Origin of the sequence: Ureibacillus sp. FSL K6-0786 (genome assembly GCF_037965165.1) — a bacterium.
Classification (GTDB): domain Bacteria; phylum Bacillota; class Bacilli; order Bacillales_A; family Planococcaceae; genus Ureibacillus; species Ureibacillus thermosphaericus.
Genome location: NZ_CP150191.1, coordinates 1,110,621 through 1,125,475, shown reverse-complemented (window position 1 = coordinate 1,125,475; position 14,855 = coordinate 1,110,621). Strand labels below are relative to the sequence as shown.

Below are 14,855 nucleotides of genomic sequence, written 5' to 3'. Positions count from 1 at the left end.
CAGTAAAAAATTTCAAAAAATGAATTTTGTTAAAAGGAGTGTAGCAAGGAAATGAAAAAAGAGAAAGTTGCAAATGTCCTGTTTTTTTGGAGGGAGAAGGAAGGGAAGAAATGAATGTAAAATAAAGTTGCAAGTATTTCGCCAAAGTTATCATGTTCAAAAAAAACAGACTGCTAAGCAACCTTAACAGCCTGTACAAATCAAGTCTAATATTACAACGAATCAATAAAGCGTTTAATTCGTTTCATTGCTTCTTTTAACTCTTCCATTGATGTTGCGTAAGAGCAGCGGATATGGCCTTCGCCGCTTTCGCCAAAGACATCACCTGGTACAACGGCAACGCTTTGTTCTAACAATAATCGTTCTGCAAATTCTTGAGAGCTTAGACCAGTTGATTCAATGGAAGGGAAGGCATAGAAAGCACCGCCTGGCATGTGGCAAGTAAGCCCCATTTCATTAAAGGAATTCACAATGAAATTACGGCGGAGACGATAACTTTTCACCATTTTCTCCACTTCACCTTGTCCATTGCGCAACGCTTCCAAACCTGCATATTGTGAATTTGTGGATGCACACATCAATGCATATTGATGAACTTTCAACATCGCACTTGCAATTTCTTCCGGTGCACATACATAACCTAGTCGCCAACCTGTCATGGCAAAGGCTTTTGAGAATCCATTCACTAAAATGGTTCTTTCCCGCATACTAGGGAGAGTGGCCATACTTGTAAAGGAATCATCATATGTAAGTTCGGCATAAATTTCATCAGAGATTACGAGTAGATCATATTTTTTGGCAATCTCAGCTAGAGCTTCTAATTCAGTTCTATTTAATAGCGTACCTGTAGGATTGTTAGGGAAGCAAATAATCATCGCTTTCGTTTTGTGAGTGATTGCTGCTTCAATTTGGCTTGGTAAAATTTTAAAGTCATTTTCTTTTAACGCCTGCACTGGGACTGGGATGCCGCCTGCAAGAGTGACGGTAGGGCTGTATGATACGAAGCAGGGTTCTACAACAATAACTTCATCGCCTGGATCGATAATCGTGCGCATCGCTGTATCGATTGCTGAACTTGCCCCCACTGTGACAATGACTTCGGAAGGGGAATACTCCACATGATAACGGTTTTTTACATAATTTGTGATTTCTTCGCGTAGTTCTAGAAGACCCGCATTCGGTGTATAGGAAGTATATCCTTCTTCAATGGAACGGATCGCCGCTTCTCGAACATGCCAAGGAGTGACGAAATCAGGTTCACCAACACCGAGGGAGATGACGCCTTCCATTCCTGCAGCTAAATCAAAAAAACGACGAATACCTGAGGGTTTTAATTCTCTAACTGTTCTGGAAATATATGTACTTTTTGTTGCCTTCATTTATGACACCACAATTCTTTTATCTTTTTTCTCTTGTTCTAAAATAATTCCATCATGTTTGTATTTTTTCAAGATGAAATGAGTTGTTGTTGATACGACAGATTCCAATGTAGACAATTTTTGTGATACAAAATTTGCCACTTCATTTAAAGTGTTGCCTTCAACAATAACGGATAAGTCATAAGTACCGGACATTAAATAAACAGATTGTACTTCATCATAACGATAAATTTTTTCAGCAATCTCATCGAAGCCAACGCCTTGTTTAGGGGTTACTTTCACATCAATCATTGCTCGAACGCCTTGATGTTCATCGATTTTTGTCCAGTCAATCATTGTTAAATATTTAACAATGACTTGATCACTCTCAAGTTTTTTTAGAATGGATTCTGTTTCTTCTATACTTAAGCCCACCATTTTTGCAAGGTCTGCTGTTTCGATTCGCGCATCCTTCTCTAACACTCCAAGTATTTCTAATTCTTTTTCGTTAAGTTTCATGAAAAAAAGACCCCCAACTTTGTGTAGTTTATTTATAGATTTTAGCACTATGAATAGAGAGTTCAAGTACAAATCTGACGAAGTTATTTCGTAATTCTAAGCATTTAAGTCATCCAAAAGGTGATGGAAAATTTTTGTAGAATTAATTAGATAGGGGAGGGAAATAAATGAAGAAATATGTATTTATTTTTATGCTGATGTTTTTAGCAGCGTGTCAGACATCTCAATTCAGCATAAGTGAATTAGAGGTTGTTCCGAAAAAAGTGCAAGAGAGAATAGATGAATACGCTAAGCTCCAAATATTGAATACGAAAGGGAATGTTTTTTATATTGTTTATTCATCTACTGCAAATGTAGAAGCAGATTTAGAATTGAACGGGACTACACTAATTGTAAAGCTTGATGAACAAGAAGAGCAAAATACAGAAAGAAAACATGTGTTTAAGGTAACAAAGGACTCTACAAAGGTTGAATATTTAGAAGCATATATAAATGGTGAGTTTGTACCTTTTGATGTCTCTACAGGAGTATAACCTCTTTAAAAAAACACCACGCATCAATACGTGGTGTTTTTAGTGCGCCTGGCATGGGTGTAATCTATAGGGTGTAAGTCCCGAACTGTGAAGGCAGAAGTAACAGTTAGCTTAACGCAAGGGTGTCCGTGGTGACGCGGAATCTGAAGGAAGCGAGCGGCAAACTTCCGGTCTGAGGAACACGAACTTCATATAAGGCTAGGTATCATTGGATGAGTTTGCTAAACAAAACAAAGTCCTTTCTGCCAAAGGTGGTACAGAGTAAATGAAGCAGATAGATGGAAGGAAAGATTACATTCTTACCCGGGGAGGTCTGGCGGATATGTGAAGTACGCTTCATAACCTACTTAGTGATAAGTAGCTGAACCGTCAGAAGTCAGCAGAGGTCATAGTATTAGTTGGTTTAGAACTACTAAGAAGGACCGAACAATTAAGAGAGAATAGCCCTTGGCATTCAGTGAGTCATGATGAACACAGAAAACGTAGTACCTCACTTGAGGAAGGAAGCGGTGAATCCCGTGGGAGACCTCTTGGAGGGTGGAGTGACCACTGGCATAAAGAGAACAGCTATTCACGGAAGTTATAAAGACTTGCGTCAATCATCTTAATTGAACCGCCGTATACGGAACCGTACGTACGGTGGTGTGAGAGGACGGGAGTTAATCGCTCCCTCCTACTCGATTTTATCTTGGTAATGTAAAAGTAACTGTCTTTCCTTTAAATTGATCTTTTCCTTCATCATTTGTGAATGGACCAAATTCTAAATCAAATCTCTTGAAAATTTCAAATTCATCTTTTCTCACTACCGTCGCATAAATGATGTCTGAATTTTCAGTTTTATTTTTTCTGGACTTTAGAGAAAAAACGAAAACACCTAAGCGAGGGTAGTAAACATCCATTTTTTTACTATAACCTATGACTTGTGCAACAACGACTGGCAAACCTTTATGGGACGCCGTTTCCTTCGATTTTTCGTAACCAAATGTGAGCGGATTTCCACAAAGAAGCCTTCAAATAGCGACTAATTTGTAAGTAACTGCGTTCGCTATTCGTGTTCAGCTGAGCTAAAACATTCAGACAGTACACTATCATGGCTACGTACACTTGATTATGTACAGCTTGTTCACTGTGACCAAAAAACTTTTTAATGTTCAGATGTTGTTTCATCCATTTGAAAAAAAGTTCGATTGCCCAACGTGATTGGTAGATTTCTGCAATTTCATCTGCGTCAATGTCAAACCGATTTGTCAGTAAATGAAGCTCATTTCCTTTTGTATCATGCAATTTGAGTAAGCGAAACACGTTTTCAGAACGATTTTGTGGTGTTCCAATGACAACCATTTCATCAGAGAATACGGGTGAATCTTCTGGTAACGAAAAGGATTCTAACACTCGGACAACAGCGTTTTTACGCAAACGGGTCACAAAGAAATAGCCATCTTCCGTCATTTGATCAAAGCGCCCATAATCCAAGTAACCACGATCAAACACGTACATGCATTCTTTGTCATCCACGAATACTTCTAGTTGACCACGATCATGTTCGTTGGCATTCGTGAGTACGGCTTTATCTGGATAGGAGAGTCCTTTTTCCATAAAAACAAGTCGTAAGTGAAGCTTTACTCCTGATTTTGTTTTTCGAAACTCTGCCCACTTATGATTGGTCAAATTAAGCGGTAATGTACTCGAATCAATGATTTTCAAAGGCGTTGTCACTTTTCTTCTTGTTTGGAAATTGGTTTTCCGATGAATTTGTGCCACTAAATCGAGAAAAATCGTTTGAAAGAACTCAGTTGGGATGGTATTGATTCGTCTCCCTAACTGTGAAAAACTAATCGATTCCAATCCCGTTGCTCGTTGTAATTCTTCTAAAAAGACAGCGTCACTCAACGCCCGTAAACTCTCGGTTTCATGGAGTTGGGCATACAAAAGCAGTTTCATAAATGAAGCCATATAAAGCTTCTTGGTATAGTGATTTAATTGATGTGTTTTCACTAGGTCGTCAAATAATGGACGATTAATCGGTGAAAACCATTGTTCAAATGATGTTTTTCGTGTAAACTTATCCATGGTTTTGTCCTTTGTATTGGATTTGGATGGTTTACTACCACCCAACCATTATAAAGGATTTTTTTGTGTTTAGATTATATTTCAGAAAATTCGGTTTATTTGAAGGTCTTAAATTATTTTAATGCGACGCTAGTGATCTTTTCTAAATAGAAAGACATGATGTTTAACGCCTTGTTCTCCTGGTTGCACTTCTCTTTCATCAGAAGGTTCCACCATGCCGCTAGCAATAGCTGTACCGCGGTTATCATCGATTCTTAATTTTGAACCAATTTGATCAATATTAACTTTTTCACTGGATTGGTTATCGATCAAAAGTCTCACCGTAATTGCCACGACACCGCTATCGCCAAAGTTACGGAAACGTTCTTCATTGCCAGCCGTTGGAATGACTTCTGTATATTGAACACCATCTAACGTAATGATTACATTGTCAATTTGTTTTGTTTCATTGATATTTGATTTTTCAAAAATCATTACTTTATCAGCCCAGTTTGCCGTTGTTAAACGATCTGGGTAAAATTGTGGTGCGTTTCCAACTTCTTTTGCATATTCTTCACTATATACGAAGTCAAACACAGCATCATCAAGGAAGCTTTCTTTGAATGACTCATTTTCAGATACGCCACCTTCAATGACAAACTTCGGTTTTACAGAAGATATAGCTTCAAATTGTTCATTTGTTAAAGTGAATGTGACATAGCCTTCCGCTATTTCACCTGGAGCCCAAGCACGTGTTTGTTCGTTTTGTGGGCGAGGGAAAAGTTCTTTTCTTAAAAATGTAAGGTCAAATGGGATGTAATCTGTTTCGTGTGTTAAACGAATATTAAAATTGAGGTTGTAGTACATATCTTTCTCTGTTGTATTGTGTATGATTGTTTTAGCAATGATGATATAACCTTCTTGTTGGTCATCAAATTGAATAAGAAAATCTCGATTCATATCAGTGACTTTCACAATTTGATAGGCAGGAACGTCGACAATAAAACCTTTCATATCATGGGAATAATTTGCGCTCTCGTTTGTGTATACAACTTCTATATTTCCTTCTGTTGCTTCTTGAATGAGTTTATTTACTTCATCAAAAGATGTAGTTGCTCCGTTTACTTTTTCATTTTTTTCTTCGTTTATGTCTACTTCTACATCTGCATTTTCTTCAAGGTTTTTTGATTCTTCATTTCCACCACAGGCTGCTAATAGCATTGCCAAGAGCGTGACAACGAACCAATGAAATTTACTCACTTTTTCACAACCTTTCAAATTTTTGGTCACGTGAACCATTATATAGAAAATTTTCTCTATTATAAAAGCATCCATCAAAAATGAGAGAAAGGTATAGCATTTTCGAGTTTGGATTATGAAAAAGGTTTGTAAGTAAAGTGGGATAATGTTCATAACATTGAAAAGTTTAAATAGCTAATTGGTATAATTTGTTTTTTGTACAAGCTTGTCAGAAGGAAATGCAATGGCTCTTTATTTAATTAAAAAGGAAAACCTATTCTTAAGCATTTCATTGGAAAAGACTAGAGCTGGCCAAATACATCAGTCATTAAATAAATAGCAGTGCCCCAAATAAAGATGGCTGAACATTTGTTAAAAATCATTAAAATCCTTCCGGAGCGATCTAATTTTTTCAAGACTGCCCCTGCTACGGTTAAGCCTAAGAACCAAATCCAAGATACGCTGATGCAGGCAAAGGTAAATAATAATTGTTCAATATCTTCATATTTCAGCGCGCTCGTCCCAATCACACCTATAATGTCTAAAATAGCATGAGGATTCAAGACGGAAACGGAAATCGCAAAGATAATTTGCTTTTTGGCTGGCAACGCGTTGTTTGTTTCAGTGATTGCTGGTTTGCTTTTCCAAATGGCATACCCCATATATAACAAAAATACGACTCCCACCATTAAAAGCCCTATTCGCAACCATTCAAATTGCAACACAATTGCGGATAATCCAAAAACAGCAAGTAAAATTAACAATGTATCGCACATCGCTGCAGTAATTGTCGCAGGAAAGGCGCGGAAAAGATTCGGCTGCATAGCACCTTGTGTAAAAACAAATACATTTTGAACCCCTAAAGGTAAAATCAATCCAAATGCTAAAATGATTCCGTGTAATAGTGGTTCCATTTCTTCACCCCGCTTTCTAAATCAATCATACTTTGTTATAACTAAAAGAAAACGACCAATTGGATGGATTTTGCACCATCCAATTTTAAAGAGGTGATTTTTTTGGACTGGAAACCAGAACGGAATTCCCATTTAACCCTACAAGAACAAATTGTCAATTGGATGCGGTCTCGCATTGAAAGAGGAGATTGGACGGTTGGCACAAAAATTCCACCCCAACGAAAACTTGCGAGCCAATTGAAAGTAAATCGTAGCACGGTGCAACAGGCGATAGAAGAATTAAAAGCGGATGGCTTATTGGAATCGAAAGTGGGTTCTGGAGTCTATGTGGCGAATCATTCTTGGAATGCCCTGTTAAACAAATCCCAACCGAATTGGAAACAACATATTGAATCGAGTATTCATAAACCAAACATTCATACCATTCAATTGATTAATGAATACGAGCAATACGATGACGTCATTCGCCTTGGAACAGGGGAGTTGTCACCGGAATTACTTCCGACAAAAGAGTTGAAGCAGTCTCTTCAATCAATTTCTCTTGATGCGAAAGTAATCGGCTATTCATCGCCTCTAGGGAATGAACGATTGCGAAAGATTTTGTGCGAATATTTACAAAAGCGGGGGATTTATACTTTTCCTGAAAATATCTTAATTGTTTCAGGGGCACTTCAAGCATTGCAATTAATTGCTCTTGGCTTGTTAGAGGAAGGCTCAATCGTATTTCATGAAGATCCATCTTATTTAACTTCAGTGCATCCATTTCAATCTGCGGGGATGCAAATGATCTCGGTTCAGCGAAATCAGCATTTACAAGAAACCCTACAATCTTTAAAAAAGAAAAGGCAGTCTATTTTTTATTGCATTCCCTCATTGCATAATCCAACAGGAATAAATTTTTCAGTGGAAGAAAAGAAACAGTTGTATGAAGTGTGCAATGCTTTGCAAATTCCGATTGTGGAAGATGATGTGTACCATGAATTATTATTTGATTCTCCGACACCGCCGATTAAATCCTTCGATTCTTCAGGACAAGTGCTATACATCGGGAGCGTTTCGAAAACGTTAAGTCCAGGATTACGCATTGGTTGGGTAGTAGGGCCAACGCAAGTAATCCAGAGATTAGCCGATATTAAAATGCAAACAGATTATGGGTCTAGCTCCTTCTCACAAGAAATTGTGGCTCACTGGTTATCAACGGAATTATATGAAAATCATGTTTCATGGCTCCGACATCAACTAAAAGAGAGGGTTGCCTTTGTAGAAAAGATATTGGAAGAAGAGTTTAAAGATATTGCCTCATGGAATAAGTCAGCAGGGGGCTTTTATATTTGGCTTAGGTTCCATCAGCCGATTGTCAATAAAGCTTTCTTTTTAAAACTGTTGAATGAAAAGGTTTTGATTAATCCCGGATATATTTATGCTGCAAACGACTTGCATCATATACGACTTTCATACGCATATGCATCTTTTGATGAATTGGCTAAGGGGTTAGAAATTTTGCGGAAAATCTCTAAAGTTTCGATGAATAGAGGAATAGAAGGAAGCGAATAGGAATTTTAAAATTGGAGCTTTGTTTTTTAGCAAAATTCTCTAAAGAGAATGTTAAATTTTTCAATTATCAATATCCATCCTTTACAAAAAAGAGCGAATCGTTCTCTACATTCGCTCTTTTTATGGGCTAGTACCCATTGAAATTAAGTATTTCGGGGTTTTCTTACTTCAGCAGGAGGATTGTTGTGGATTACTTGATTAAACTCTTTTGAATATTCTTCCCGTTGATTAGATCTTTTATTCTCCTTTTTATCTTTCTTAAAACTCGTCTTATTTTTCTTCGCCATCCTTATCACCTCCCAAAAATCTTGAATTTAGCGTGCGTCAATTCAATGAAACTATTCCTTCAAAATTTTTCTCTTTAATGCATAGATCCAAAATGATTTCATAGGAATACGAATGAAGAGGTGACAAAGTGATAAAAAGAGCAATTTTTGTCTTCATTGTTCTCATTGTGCTTACAGCATGCCAAAATACGAAAGAATGGACTTTTGTAGGTGAAACGAAAAATTGGCGAGTTGTCTATGAAGTGGTAATGGAGAAAAAACAGGAATCATCCATACTTCAAATCGAATACATCGGGAAGAAACCAATTCCAAAACAAATCGGCTATCGTATAGAAACACCATCCGGTTCTTCCACTGAAATCGGTTTATTAAATGATCAGGGGATCTTAATGATTACAGATGTTTGTGGGGAATGTACAAATGTAAATGAAGAGACGGAAATCAACATGGCCGTTGAATGGGGCAGACAAATTGAATTGTTTACATTACAATTTGAAAAGATTGAAGAGTGATATGTTTGGATGAAATAAAATGAGTCGTTTCTTCCCATGAGAAACGACTCTTATATGTTTACCCCTTTGTTCATGCCATTAAATATCCGTTTCCATTTCAAATCGAGAATACGCAAAATCATACGTAGCTTCTAACATACGATCAGAAATGTTTACAAGCTGAATTGGTTCAAGTCCAAAATACTTCACCAAAAACTGAACCATATTTTTACGCTCTTTATTGCTCAACAAGGCCATCCCCTCCTATGTGATATATAACAATTATATTATATATAAAACTGATATACAACAGATAAACGCCTAATATTTCGTAAAAATTGTGAAAAGTTTATTTTTAAAAGGATGAAGAATAATAAAAGTAGTCCAAATAGGAGGAGTGCAAACAATATGGTGAACCCACTAAATTTCACGCTGTGGGGTGAGAAGTGATGAACATTTTTCGTGGAGACGCTCACAAAATTTATAAGCGGCTTAAAGAAAATCAAGATGCCATTCATGAATCAAAATATTTAAAAGATCTTTATGAAGTTCGAAAATTTTATGAGTCAATTGAAAGCGATGTGTTGCAATTAATTTACTATCGATTAGTAAAAGAGGAAAATGGGTCAGGCATGATTCCGATTTTTGTTTCGTCCATCCCTTTTTTATTTTTAATTTTTTCCGAGCATCTTCAGAAAATCCTGTTTCAAGAAGGAACGCGAAATTGGATGATTTTCATTGTTTGTTATATCACAGGTATTACATTTGCTTTGTTTCTTCATTTTAGGGAAAAGGCATGGGCGTCTTCCCATATTGAAATGATTAAAGATATTTTGGAAGAACGAAAGAACAAACAGCATGACATATAGATGTGAATATCAAGACAAAATCTATCCATAAAAATTACATTTTCCGACATCATAACTTTTCGACAAATTGGCAACATTGTTATCATAAAGAGTTTTTTAGAAAAATAATTAGGAGGAACTTACAATGTCAGAGAAATTAAAAATTGGGATCATTTTAGGAAGTACACGGGAAGGTCGAGTAAGTCCTCAAGTTGGCAAATGGGTAAAAGAAATAGCTGATAATCGTGAAGAAGCGGAATTTGAAATCGTTGATATCGCTGATTACGACTTGCCTTTTTTTGGTACGACAACATCTGATACAGTAGATCCTCGAGTAGCTAAATGGAATGAAAAATTAGCAAGTTTAGACGGATTTATTTTTATTGTGCAAGAATATAACCACAGTATTACAGGGGCTTTAAAGAATGCGCTCGATTTAGCTAGAGAAGTTTGGAATAATAAAGCGGCTGGCATTGTCAGCTACGGTTCTGTTGGAGGAGCACGTGCTGCTGAACATCTACGCGGGATTTTGGGAGAATTAGCGGTGGCAGATGTTCGGACACACCCTGCGTTATCTCTTTTCACTGATTTTGAAAACATGACAAAGTTCAAACCAGCAGAAATGCATACAAAAACTGTAAATGATATGCTCGACCAACTGCTTAAATGGTCCAAAGCTTTAAAAACAATTCGCAATAACTATTAACTTTATAAAATCTGCTTCAGTTCATACAATGGAGCAGATTTTTTTGTGTAAAAAAGAAAACCCCTTGCTAGGCAGGGGGTTCCGTATAGCTTACAGCGAGGTATTAAAAAAGATCCCACTTGATGCTAAAATAAATTACGGTTCGCCAACCAAATTTTAGTACCAAGGAGGGACCTATTATGTCTTCTGACACAAATAGTTTAGCACATACCAAGTGGAATTGTAAGTATCACATTGTATTTGCACCAAAATATAGAAGACAGATAATTTATGGAAAGATAAAGAAGATATTGGACAAATATTAAGACAACTATGTGAAAGAAAAGGCGTAGAAATAATTGAAGCTACCGCATGCAAAGACCACATACATATGTTGGTCAGTATCCCATCAAAATTAAGTGTTTCATCATTCGTGGGATATTTAAAAGGAAAAAGTAGTTTGATGATATTCGATCGACATGCCCATTTAAAGTATCGATATGGAAACAGAAAATTTTGGTGTAGAGGATTTTATGTGGATACGGTAGGTAGAAATAAAAAGGTAATTGAAGAATATATTCGAAATCAAATACAAGATGATATCATTGCAGATCAACTCAGTATGGAAGAGTTCGTCGATCCATTTACAGGTGAAGAGATAAAGCGAAAACCTAGGAAAAAATAAAAGAGACCCTTTAAGGGTCAGCTGGAAAAGTAGTGCAGTTGGCGAACCATTCGATGCCCCTTTAGGGGTTGGCCAGTAATAAAGGCTTCTAGCCGCAGAACAAACCACCCGTTCACACGGGTGGTTTTGATTATAGCAAAGACAATTGTAAAGAAGGGAAGCTTCATTAGATAAATAGATACTAATTATGATTTTAAATATATCACCTTTAAAATAAAGTTGACAAATAGGAATAGTTTGAATAAAATGATGATTATTATAAATGATGTAGTTGATTGGACAGACCAAAGACTACAAAATTCTCAATTCTTTTATTTATTGAGGATTTTGTAGTCTTTTTTCATTTTATCAGGAGGAGAGATTTTCATGACGAAGTTTAGCTATATTTCACATCTAGAATGTCCTAAATGTAATGAACGTTATGACGAAAGTAAAGTTCAACAGTTATGTAAATGCGGATCGCCTCTACTGGTTCGATATAACTTGAAAAAAGTAAAGGAAAACGTTTCGAAAGAAGAGCTTGTAAATCGCCCAAAAAGTTTATGGCGATACCACGAAGTTCTTCCAGTCAAAAATGAAGAACATATCATTTCACTAGGTGAAGGTGGAACTCCTTTAGAACATCTCCCAACGTTAGGGACGAAATATGGTTTAAAAAATCTTTACATAAAAGATGAAGGGATTATACCAACTGGTTCTTTTAAAACAAGAGGAGCGAGTGTCGGTGTATCGAAGGCGAAAGAACTTGGTGTGACACAACTAGCGATGCCGACTAATGGAAATGCGGGGGCTGCGTGGGCGCTATATGCATCAAAAGCAGGTATTAAAGCGACGATTGTCATGCCTTTAGATGCACCGCTCATTACTAGAAAAGAAGTGTATATAGCAGGTGGTGATTTACATTTAATAAATGGTTTAATCAGCGATGCAGGAAAAGTGGTTGCACATTTAATTCAACATGAAGGAATTTATGATGCTTCTACTTTAAAAGAGCCATATCGAATTGAAGGAAAGAAAACAATGGGCTATGAAATTGTGGAGCAACTTGGTTGGAAAGTACCAGATGTCATGTTATATCCAACGGGCGGCGGAGTAGGAATCATTGGAATTTATAAAGCTATGCTTGAAATGCAAGAAATCGGTTGGATTGAGAAAGGGAAATTGCCTCGTTTAGTTGCTGTTCAAGCAGAAAGATGTGCGCCAATTGTGGAAGCTTGGAAAAAGGGAGAAAAGGAATCCGTATTTTTCGAAAACTCTACAACTTGTGCATTCGGCATCAATGTACCGAAAGCACTCGGAGATTTCTTAGTACTTGAAGCTATTTACAATACGGATGGTTGTGCAGTCGCAGTCTCTGAAGATGAATTATTGGAAGCGCAAAAACATGTAGCTTCTCTTGAGGGCAATTTCATTTGTCCAGAAGGCGCTACTACATTTGCTGCTGCAAGAAAGTTACGAGAGCAAGGATGGATTCAAGAAGAGGAGCTTGTTGTATGCCTGAATACAGGAGCGGGAATTAAATATCCTGAAACGGTAGATATTCAAGGAGTACAAGTCTTACAACCGGGAGATACGCTCTATGCACAATCTCCACAAGACAGTAACTGGAGAGATTAATCATGGACTGGCAATACATTGTTGAAGTATTACCGTTTTATAAGACTGCGTTATGGCTAACGATTAAGCTTGCAGCAATCGGCATTGTTTTTGCTACGATTACAGGCTTCATTTGCAGTGTAATCCAATATTTTAAGGTCAAAGTGTTGAATCACATCGTCCAAGTTTATTTAGAGATTGCTAGAAACACACCATTGTTAATTCAATTATTTTTCTTATATTTTGGGTTACCGAAAATAGGATTAACGTTAAGCGGGGAAATGTGTGCAATTATCGGTTTGACTTTCCTAGGCGGAAGTTATATGGCTGAAGCATTCCGCGCCGGCATGGAAGCTGTCACAAAATCACAAGTGGAAAGTGGGAAAGCATTGGGACTAAGCAATTTTCAACTAGTACGTTACGTTATTTTTCCGCAAGCCTTTTCTTATAGCGTGCCAGCCTTTGGAGCAAATTGCATTTTCTTAATAAAAGAAACATCCGTATTTAGTGGAATTGCCATATTAGAACTTACCAATACAACGAAAAACTTAATGGGAATTTATTATAAGACGAATGAAGCATTGTTTATGCTTGTCATCGGCTATTTGATTATATTACTTCCTTTCACATTATTTTTAATGTGGCTTGAGAGGAGAGTTCGTTATGCTGAATTCGGGCATTAGTGTTTTATTTGAGGGAATCAATTTCCTTAGGCTGCTTGAAGGGCTTTTCCATACGTTAAAAATTGCGGTGATTGCAATCATTATTTCGATTGTTTTGGGCACGATTATCGGCATAATACGAACGACGAAAAATAAGTTTTTGCAATTCCTGTTCAAAATTTATTTAGAGTTATTTCGTATTATTCCCATTTTAGTATGGTTGTTTGTCATCTACTATATTGTTCCGGTGAACTTTAATGTGGAGTTAAGTGCAGAAGTGGTTGCACTGATTGTTTTCAGTTTATGGGGTACAGCGGAATTGAGTGATATTGTGCGAGGAGCCATTGTTTCTCTGCCAAAACATCAAGTGGAATCGAGCCTTGCACTTGGGCTAAGTAAAGTTCAAATGTATCGTTATGTGCTAGTTCCACAAGCGGCAAAGCGTTCAATTCCTCCAACAATTAATCTTATTACACGAATTATTAAAACAACAGCACTACTTACAATGATTGGTGTTGTAGAAGTAATCAAAGTAGGTCAACAAATTATTCAGTTTTACAATGCTGAATACCCTACTGTTTCATTTTGGATATACGGGATTATCTTTTTCTTATATTTCTGTATTTGTTTTCCGTTGTCTCGAATCTCACGCAAGCTAGAACAAAAATGGGCAACTTAAGGAGGTGGAGTAACTTTGGTTGAAAATCGTCCAATATTGCAAATAAACGGTCTCGTAAAGAAATATGGCGATAAGGTTGTATTAGACGGCATAGATTTACATGTTGAACAAGGGAAAGTCATTGCAATTTTAGGGCCATCTGGCTGCGGAAAGAGTACGTTTTTACGATGTATTAATGGCCTCGAAGAAGTACAAGATGGCGAAATTATTTTCGAGGGAGAGGATTTGACGAAAACTTCAAAATGGCGGGAAGTTCGCCAAAAAATTGGCATGGTATTTCAAAGCTATGACCTCTTTCCGAATATGACAGTAATGGAGAACATTCTCCTTTCACCTATTAAAGTACAAAAAAGAAAGCGGGAAGAAGTAGAATTACAGGCGAGAGAACTACTAGATCGAGTGGGGCTTTTAGATCGTGCTAATGATTATCCGCGGCAATTATCAGGAGGACAGAAGCAGCGAATTGCCATTGTTCGTGCGCTCTGTACTAATCCAAAGATTATGCTATTCGACGAAGTTACGGCTTCCCTTGATCCAGAAATGGTAAGAGAAGTGTTGGAGGTCATTGCACAATTAGCAAAACAAGGAATGACGATGTTAATTGTTACTCATGAAATGAAATTTGCTGAATTAGTAGCAGATGAAGTGATTTTTATGGATAAAGGGAAGATTCATGAACGAGCACAAGCTAAAGACTTTTTCTCAAATCCCCAAACACAACGTGCGCAACAATTTATTAATATATTACAATTTTAG

At 37.0% G+C, this 14,855-nt stretch carries 18 protein-coding genes and 1 pseudogene; 11 read left to right on the top strand and 8 right to left on the bottom strand.

Annotated features, from left to right (window positions below; genetic code table 11):
• Window positions 1-212 precede the first annotated feature (212 nt).
• Window positions 213-1,379, bottom strand: coding sequence for an aminotransferase (locus tag NSQ18_RS05480; protein ID WP_339289343.1), 1,167 nt, complete (start codon window positions 1,377-1,379; stop codon window positions 213-215).
• A complete protein-coding gene (locus tag NSQ18_RS05475) occupies window positions 1,380-1,877 on the bottom strand; it encodes an Lrp/AsnC family transcriptional regulator (protein WP_016837404.1) in 498 nt (165 codons plus the stop codon).
• Window positions 1,878-2,044: 167 nt separating this feature from the next.
• On the opposite strand from NSQ18_RS05475, the gene NSQ18_RS05470 reads away from it, so the two are divergent.
• Window positions 2,045-2,410, top strand: coding sequence for a hypothetical protein (locus NSQ18_RS05470; RefSeq protein WP_339289341.1), 366 nt, complete (start codon window positions 2,045-2,047; stop codon window positions 2,408-2,410).
• Window positions 2,411-2,874: 464 nt separating this feature from the next.
• Window positions 2,875-3,018, top strand: a complete 144-nt coding sequence (locus tag NSQ18_RS05465; protein ID WP_172597779.1) for a hypothetical protein — start codon at window positions 2,875-2,877, stop codon at window positions 3,016-3,018.
• A gap of 75 nt (window positions 3,019-3,093) precedes the next feature.
• Here the strand turns inward: NSQ18_RS05465 and NSQ18_RS05460 are convergent, their stop codons facing one another.
• The 4 genes from NSQ18_RS05460 to NSQ18_RS05445 all read right to left on the bottom strand — a co-directional run bounded on the left by NSQ18_RS05460 (window position 3,094) and on the right by NSQ18_RS05445 (window position 6,612).
• A complete protein-coding gene (locus NSQ18_RS05460) occupies window positions 3,094-3,351 on the bottom strand; it encodes a hypothetical protein (protein WP_339289339.1) in 258 nt (85 codons plus the stop codon).
• A 4-nt stretch (window positions 3,352-3,355) separates the two neighbouring features.
• Window positions 3,356-4,480, bottom strand: a complete 1,125-nt coding sequence (locus NSQ18_RS05455) for an IS4 family transposase (RefSeq protein WP_339287653.1) — start codon at window positions 4,478-4,480, stop codon at window positions 3,356-3,358.
• A gap of 129 nt (window positions 4,481-4,609) precedes the next feature.
• On the bottom strand, window positions 4,610-5,719 hold the full coding sequence (locus NSQ18_RS05450) for a DUF5068 domain-containing protein (RefSeq protein WP_339289337.1): 1,110 nt from the start codon (window positions 5,717-5,719) through the stop codon (window positions 4,610-4,612).
• A gap of 281 nt (window positions 5,720-6,000) precedes the next feature.
• Window positions 6,001-6,612, bottom strand: coding sequence for a LysE/ArgO family amino acid transporter (locus NSQ18_RS05445; protein WP_339289335.1), 612 nt, complete (start codon window positions 6,610-6,612; stop codon window positions 6,001-6,003).
• 102 nt (window positions 6,613-6,714) lie between these two features.
• On the opposite strand from NSQ18_RS05445, the gene NSQ18_RS05440 reads away from it, so the two are divergent.
• Window positions 6,715-8,166, top strand: coding sequence for a PLP-dependent aminotransferase family protein (locus tag NSQ18_RS05440; RefSeq protein WP_016837399.1), 1,452 nt, complete (start codon window positions 6,715-6,717; stop codon window positions 8,164-8,166).
• A 143-nt stretch (window positions 8,167-8,309) separates the two neighbouring features.
• On the opposite strand, the gene NSQ18_RS05435 is transcribed toward NSQ18_RS05440, so the two are convergent.
• Complete coding sequence (locus NSQ18_RS05435) at window positions 8,310-8,453, bottom strand: hypothetical protein (RefSeq protein WP_016837398.1); 144 nt, start codon at window positions 8,451-8,453, stop codon at window positions 8,310-8,312.
• 128 nt (window positions 8,454-8,581) lie between these two features.
• Here NSQ18_RS05435 and NSQ18_RS05430 point away from each other — a divergent pair, with 128 nt between their 5' ends.
• Complete coding sequence (locus NSQ18_RS05430; RefSeq protein ID WP_016837397.1) at window positions 8,582-8,965, top strand: hypothetical protein; 384 nt, start codon at window positions 8,582-8,584, stop codon at window positions 8,963-8,965.
• A 78-nt stretch (window positions 8,966-9,043) separates the two neighbouring features.
• Here the strand turns inward: NSQ18_RS05430 and NSQ18_RS05425 are convergent, their stop codons facing one another.
• A complete protein-coding gene (locus NSQ18_RS05425) occupies window positions 9,044-9,196 on the bottom strand; it encodes a hypothetical protein (protein ID WP_168411853.1) in 153 nt (50 codons plus the stop codon).
• Window positions 9,197-9,393: 197 nt separating this feature from the next.
• On the opposite strand from NSQ18_RS05425, the gene NSQ18_RS05420 reads away from it, so the two are divergent.
• The 7 genes and pseudogenes from NSQ18_RS05420 to NSQ18_RS05390 all read left to right on the top strand — a co-directional run bounded on the left by NSQ18_RS05420 (window position 9,394) and on the right by NSQ18_RS05390 (window position 14,855).
• Complete coding sequence (locus NSQ18_RS05420) at window positions 9,394-9,813, top strand: hypothetical protein (protein WP_016837395.1); 420 nt, start codon at window positions 9,394-9,396, stop codon at window positions 9,811-9,813.
• A gap of 124 nt (window positions 9,814-9,937) precedes the next feature.
• A complete protein-coding gene (locus NSQ18_RS05415) occupies window positions 9,938-10,498 on the top strand; it encodes an NADPH-dependent FMN reductase (protein ID WP_016837394.1) in 561 nt (186 codons plus the stop codon).
• 179 nt (window positions 10,499-10,677) lie between these two features.
• Window positions 10,678-11,162: pseudogene (gene tnpA, locus NSQ18_RS05410) on the top strand (IS200/IS605 family transposase).
• 366 nt (window positions 11,163-11,528) lie between these two features.
• Window positions 11,529-12,779: a threonine synthase gene (locus tag NSQ18_RS05405; protein ID WP_339289332.1), complete on the top strand. Its 1,251-nt coding sequence runs from the start codon at window positions 11,529-11,531 to the stop codon at window positions 12,777-12,779.
• A gap of 2 nt (window positions 12,780-12,781) precedes the next feature.
• Window positions 12,782-13,441 carry an amino acid ABC transporter permease gene (locus NSQ18_RS05400; RefSeq protein WP_096550227.1) on the top strand — a complete coding sequence of 220 codons (660 nt, stop codon included), beginning with the start codon at window positions 12,782-12,784 and terminating at the stop codon, window positions 13,439-13,441.
• A complete protein-coding gene (locus NSQ18_RS05395; protein WP_096550228.1) occupies window positions 13,422-14,099 on the top strand; it encodes an amino acid ABC transporter permease in 678 nt (225 codons plus the stop codon). The genes NSQ18_RS05400 and NSQ18_RS05395 overlap by 20 nt, the downstream gene beginning before the upstream one ends.
• A gap of 15 nt (window positions 14,100-14,114) precedes the next feature.
• On the top strand, window positions 14,115-14,855 hold the full coding sequence (locus tag NSQ18_RS05390; protein WP_096550229.1) for an amino acid ABC transporter ATP-binding protein: 741 nt from the start codon (window positions 14,115-14,117) through the stop codon (window positions 14,853-14,855).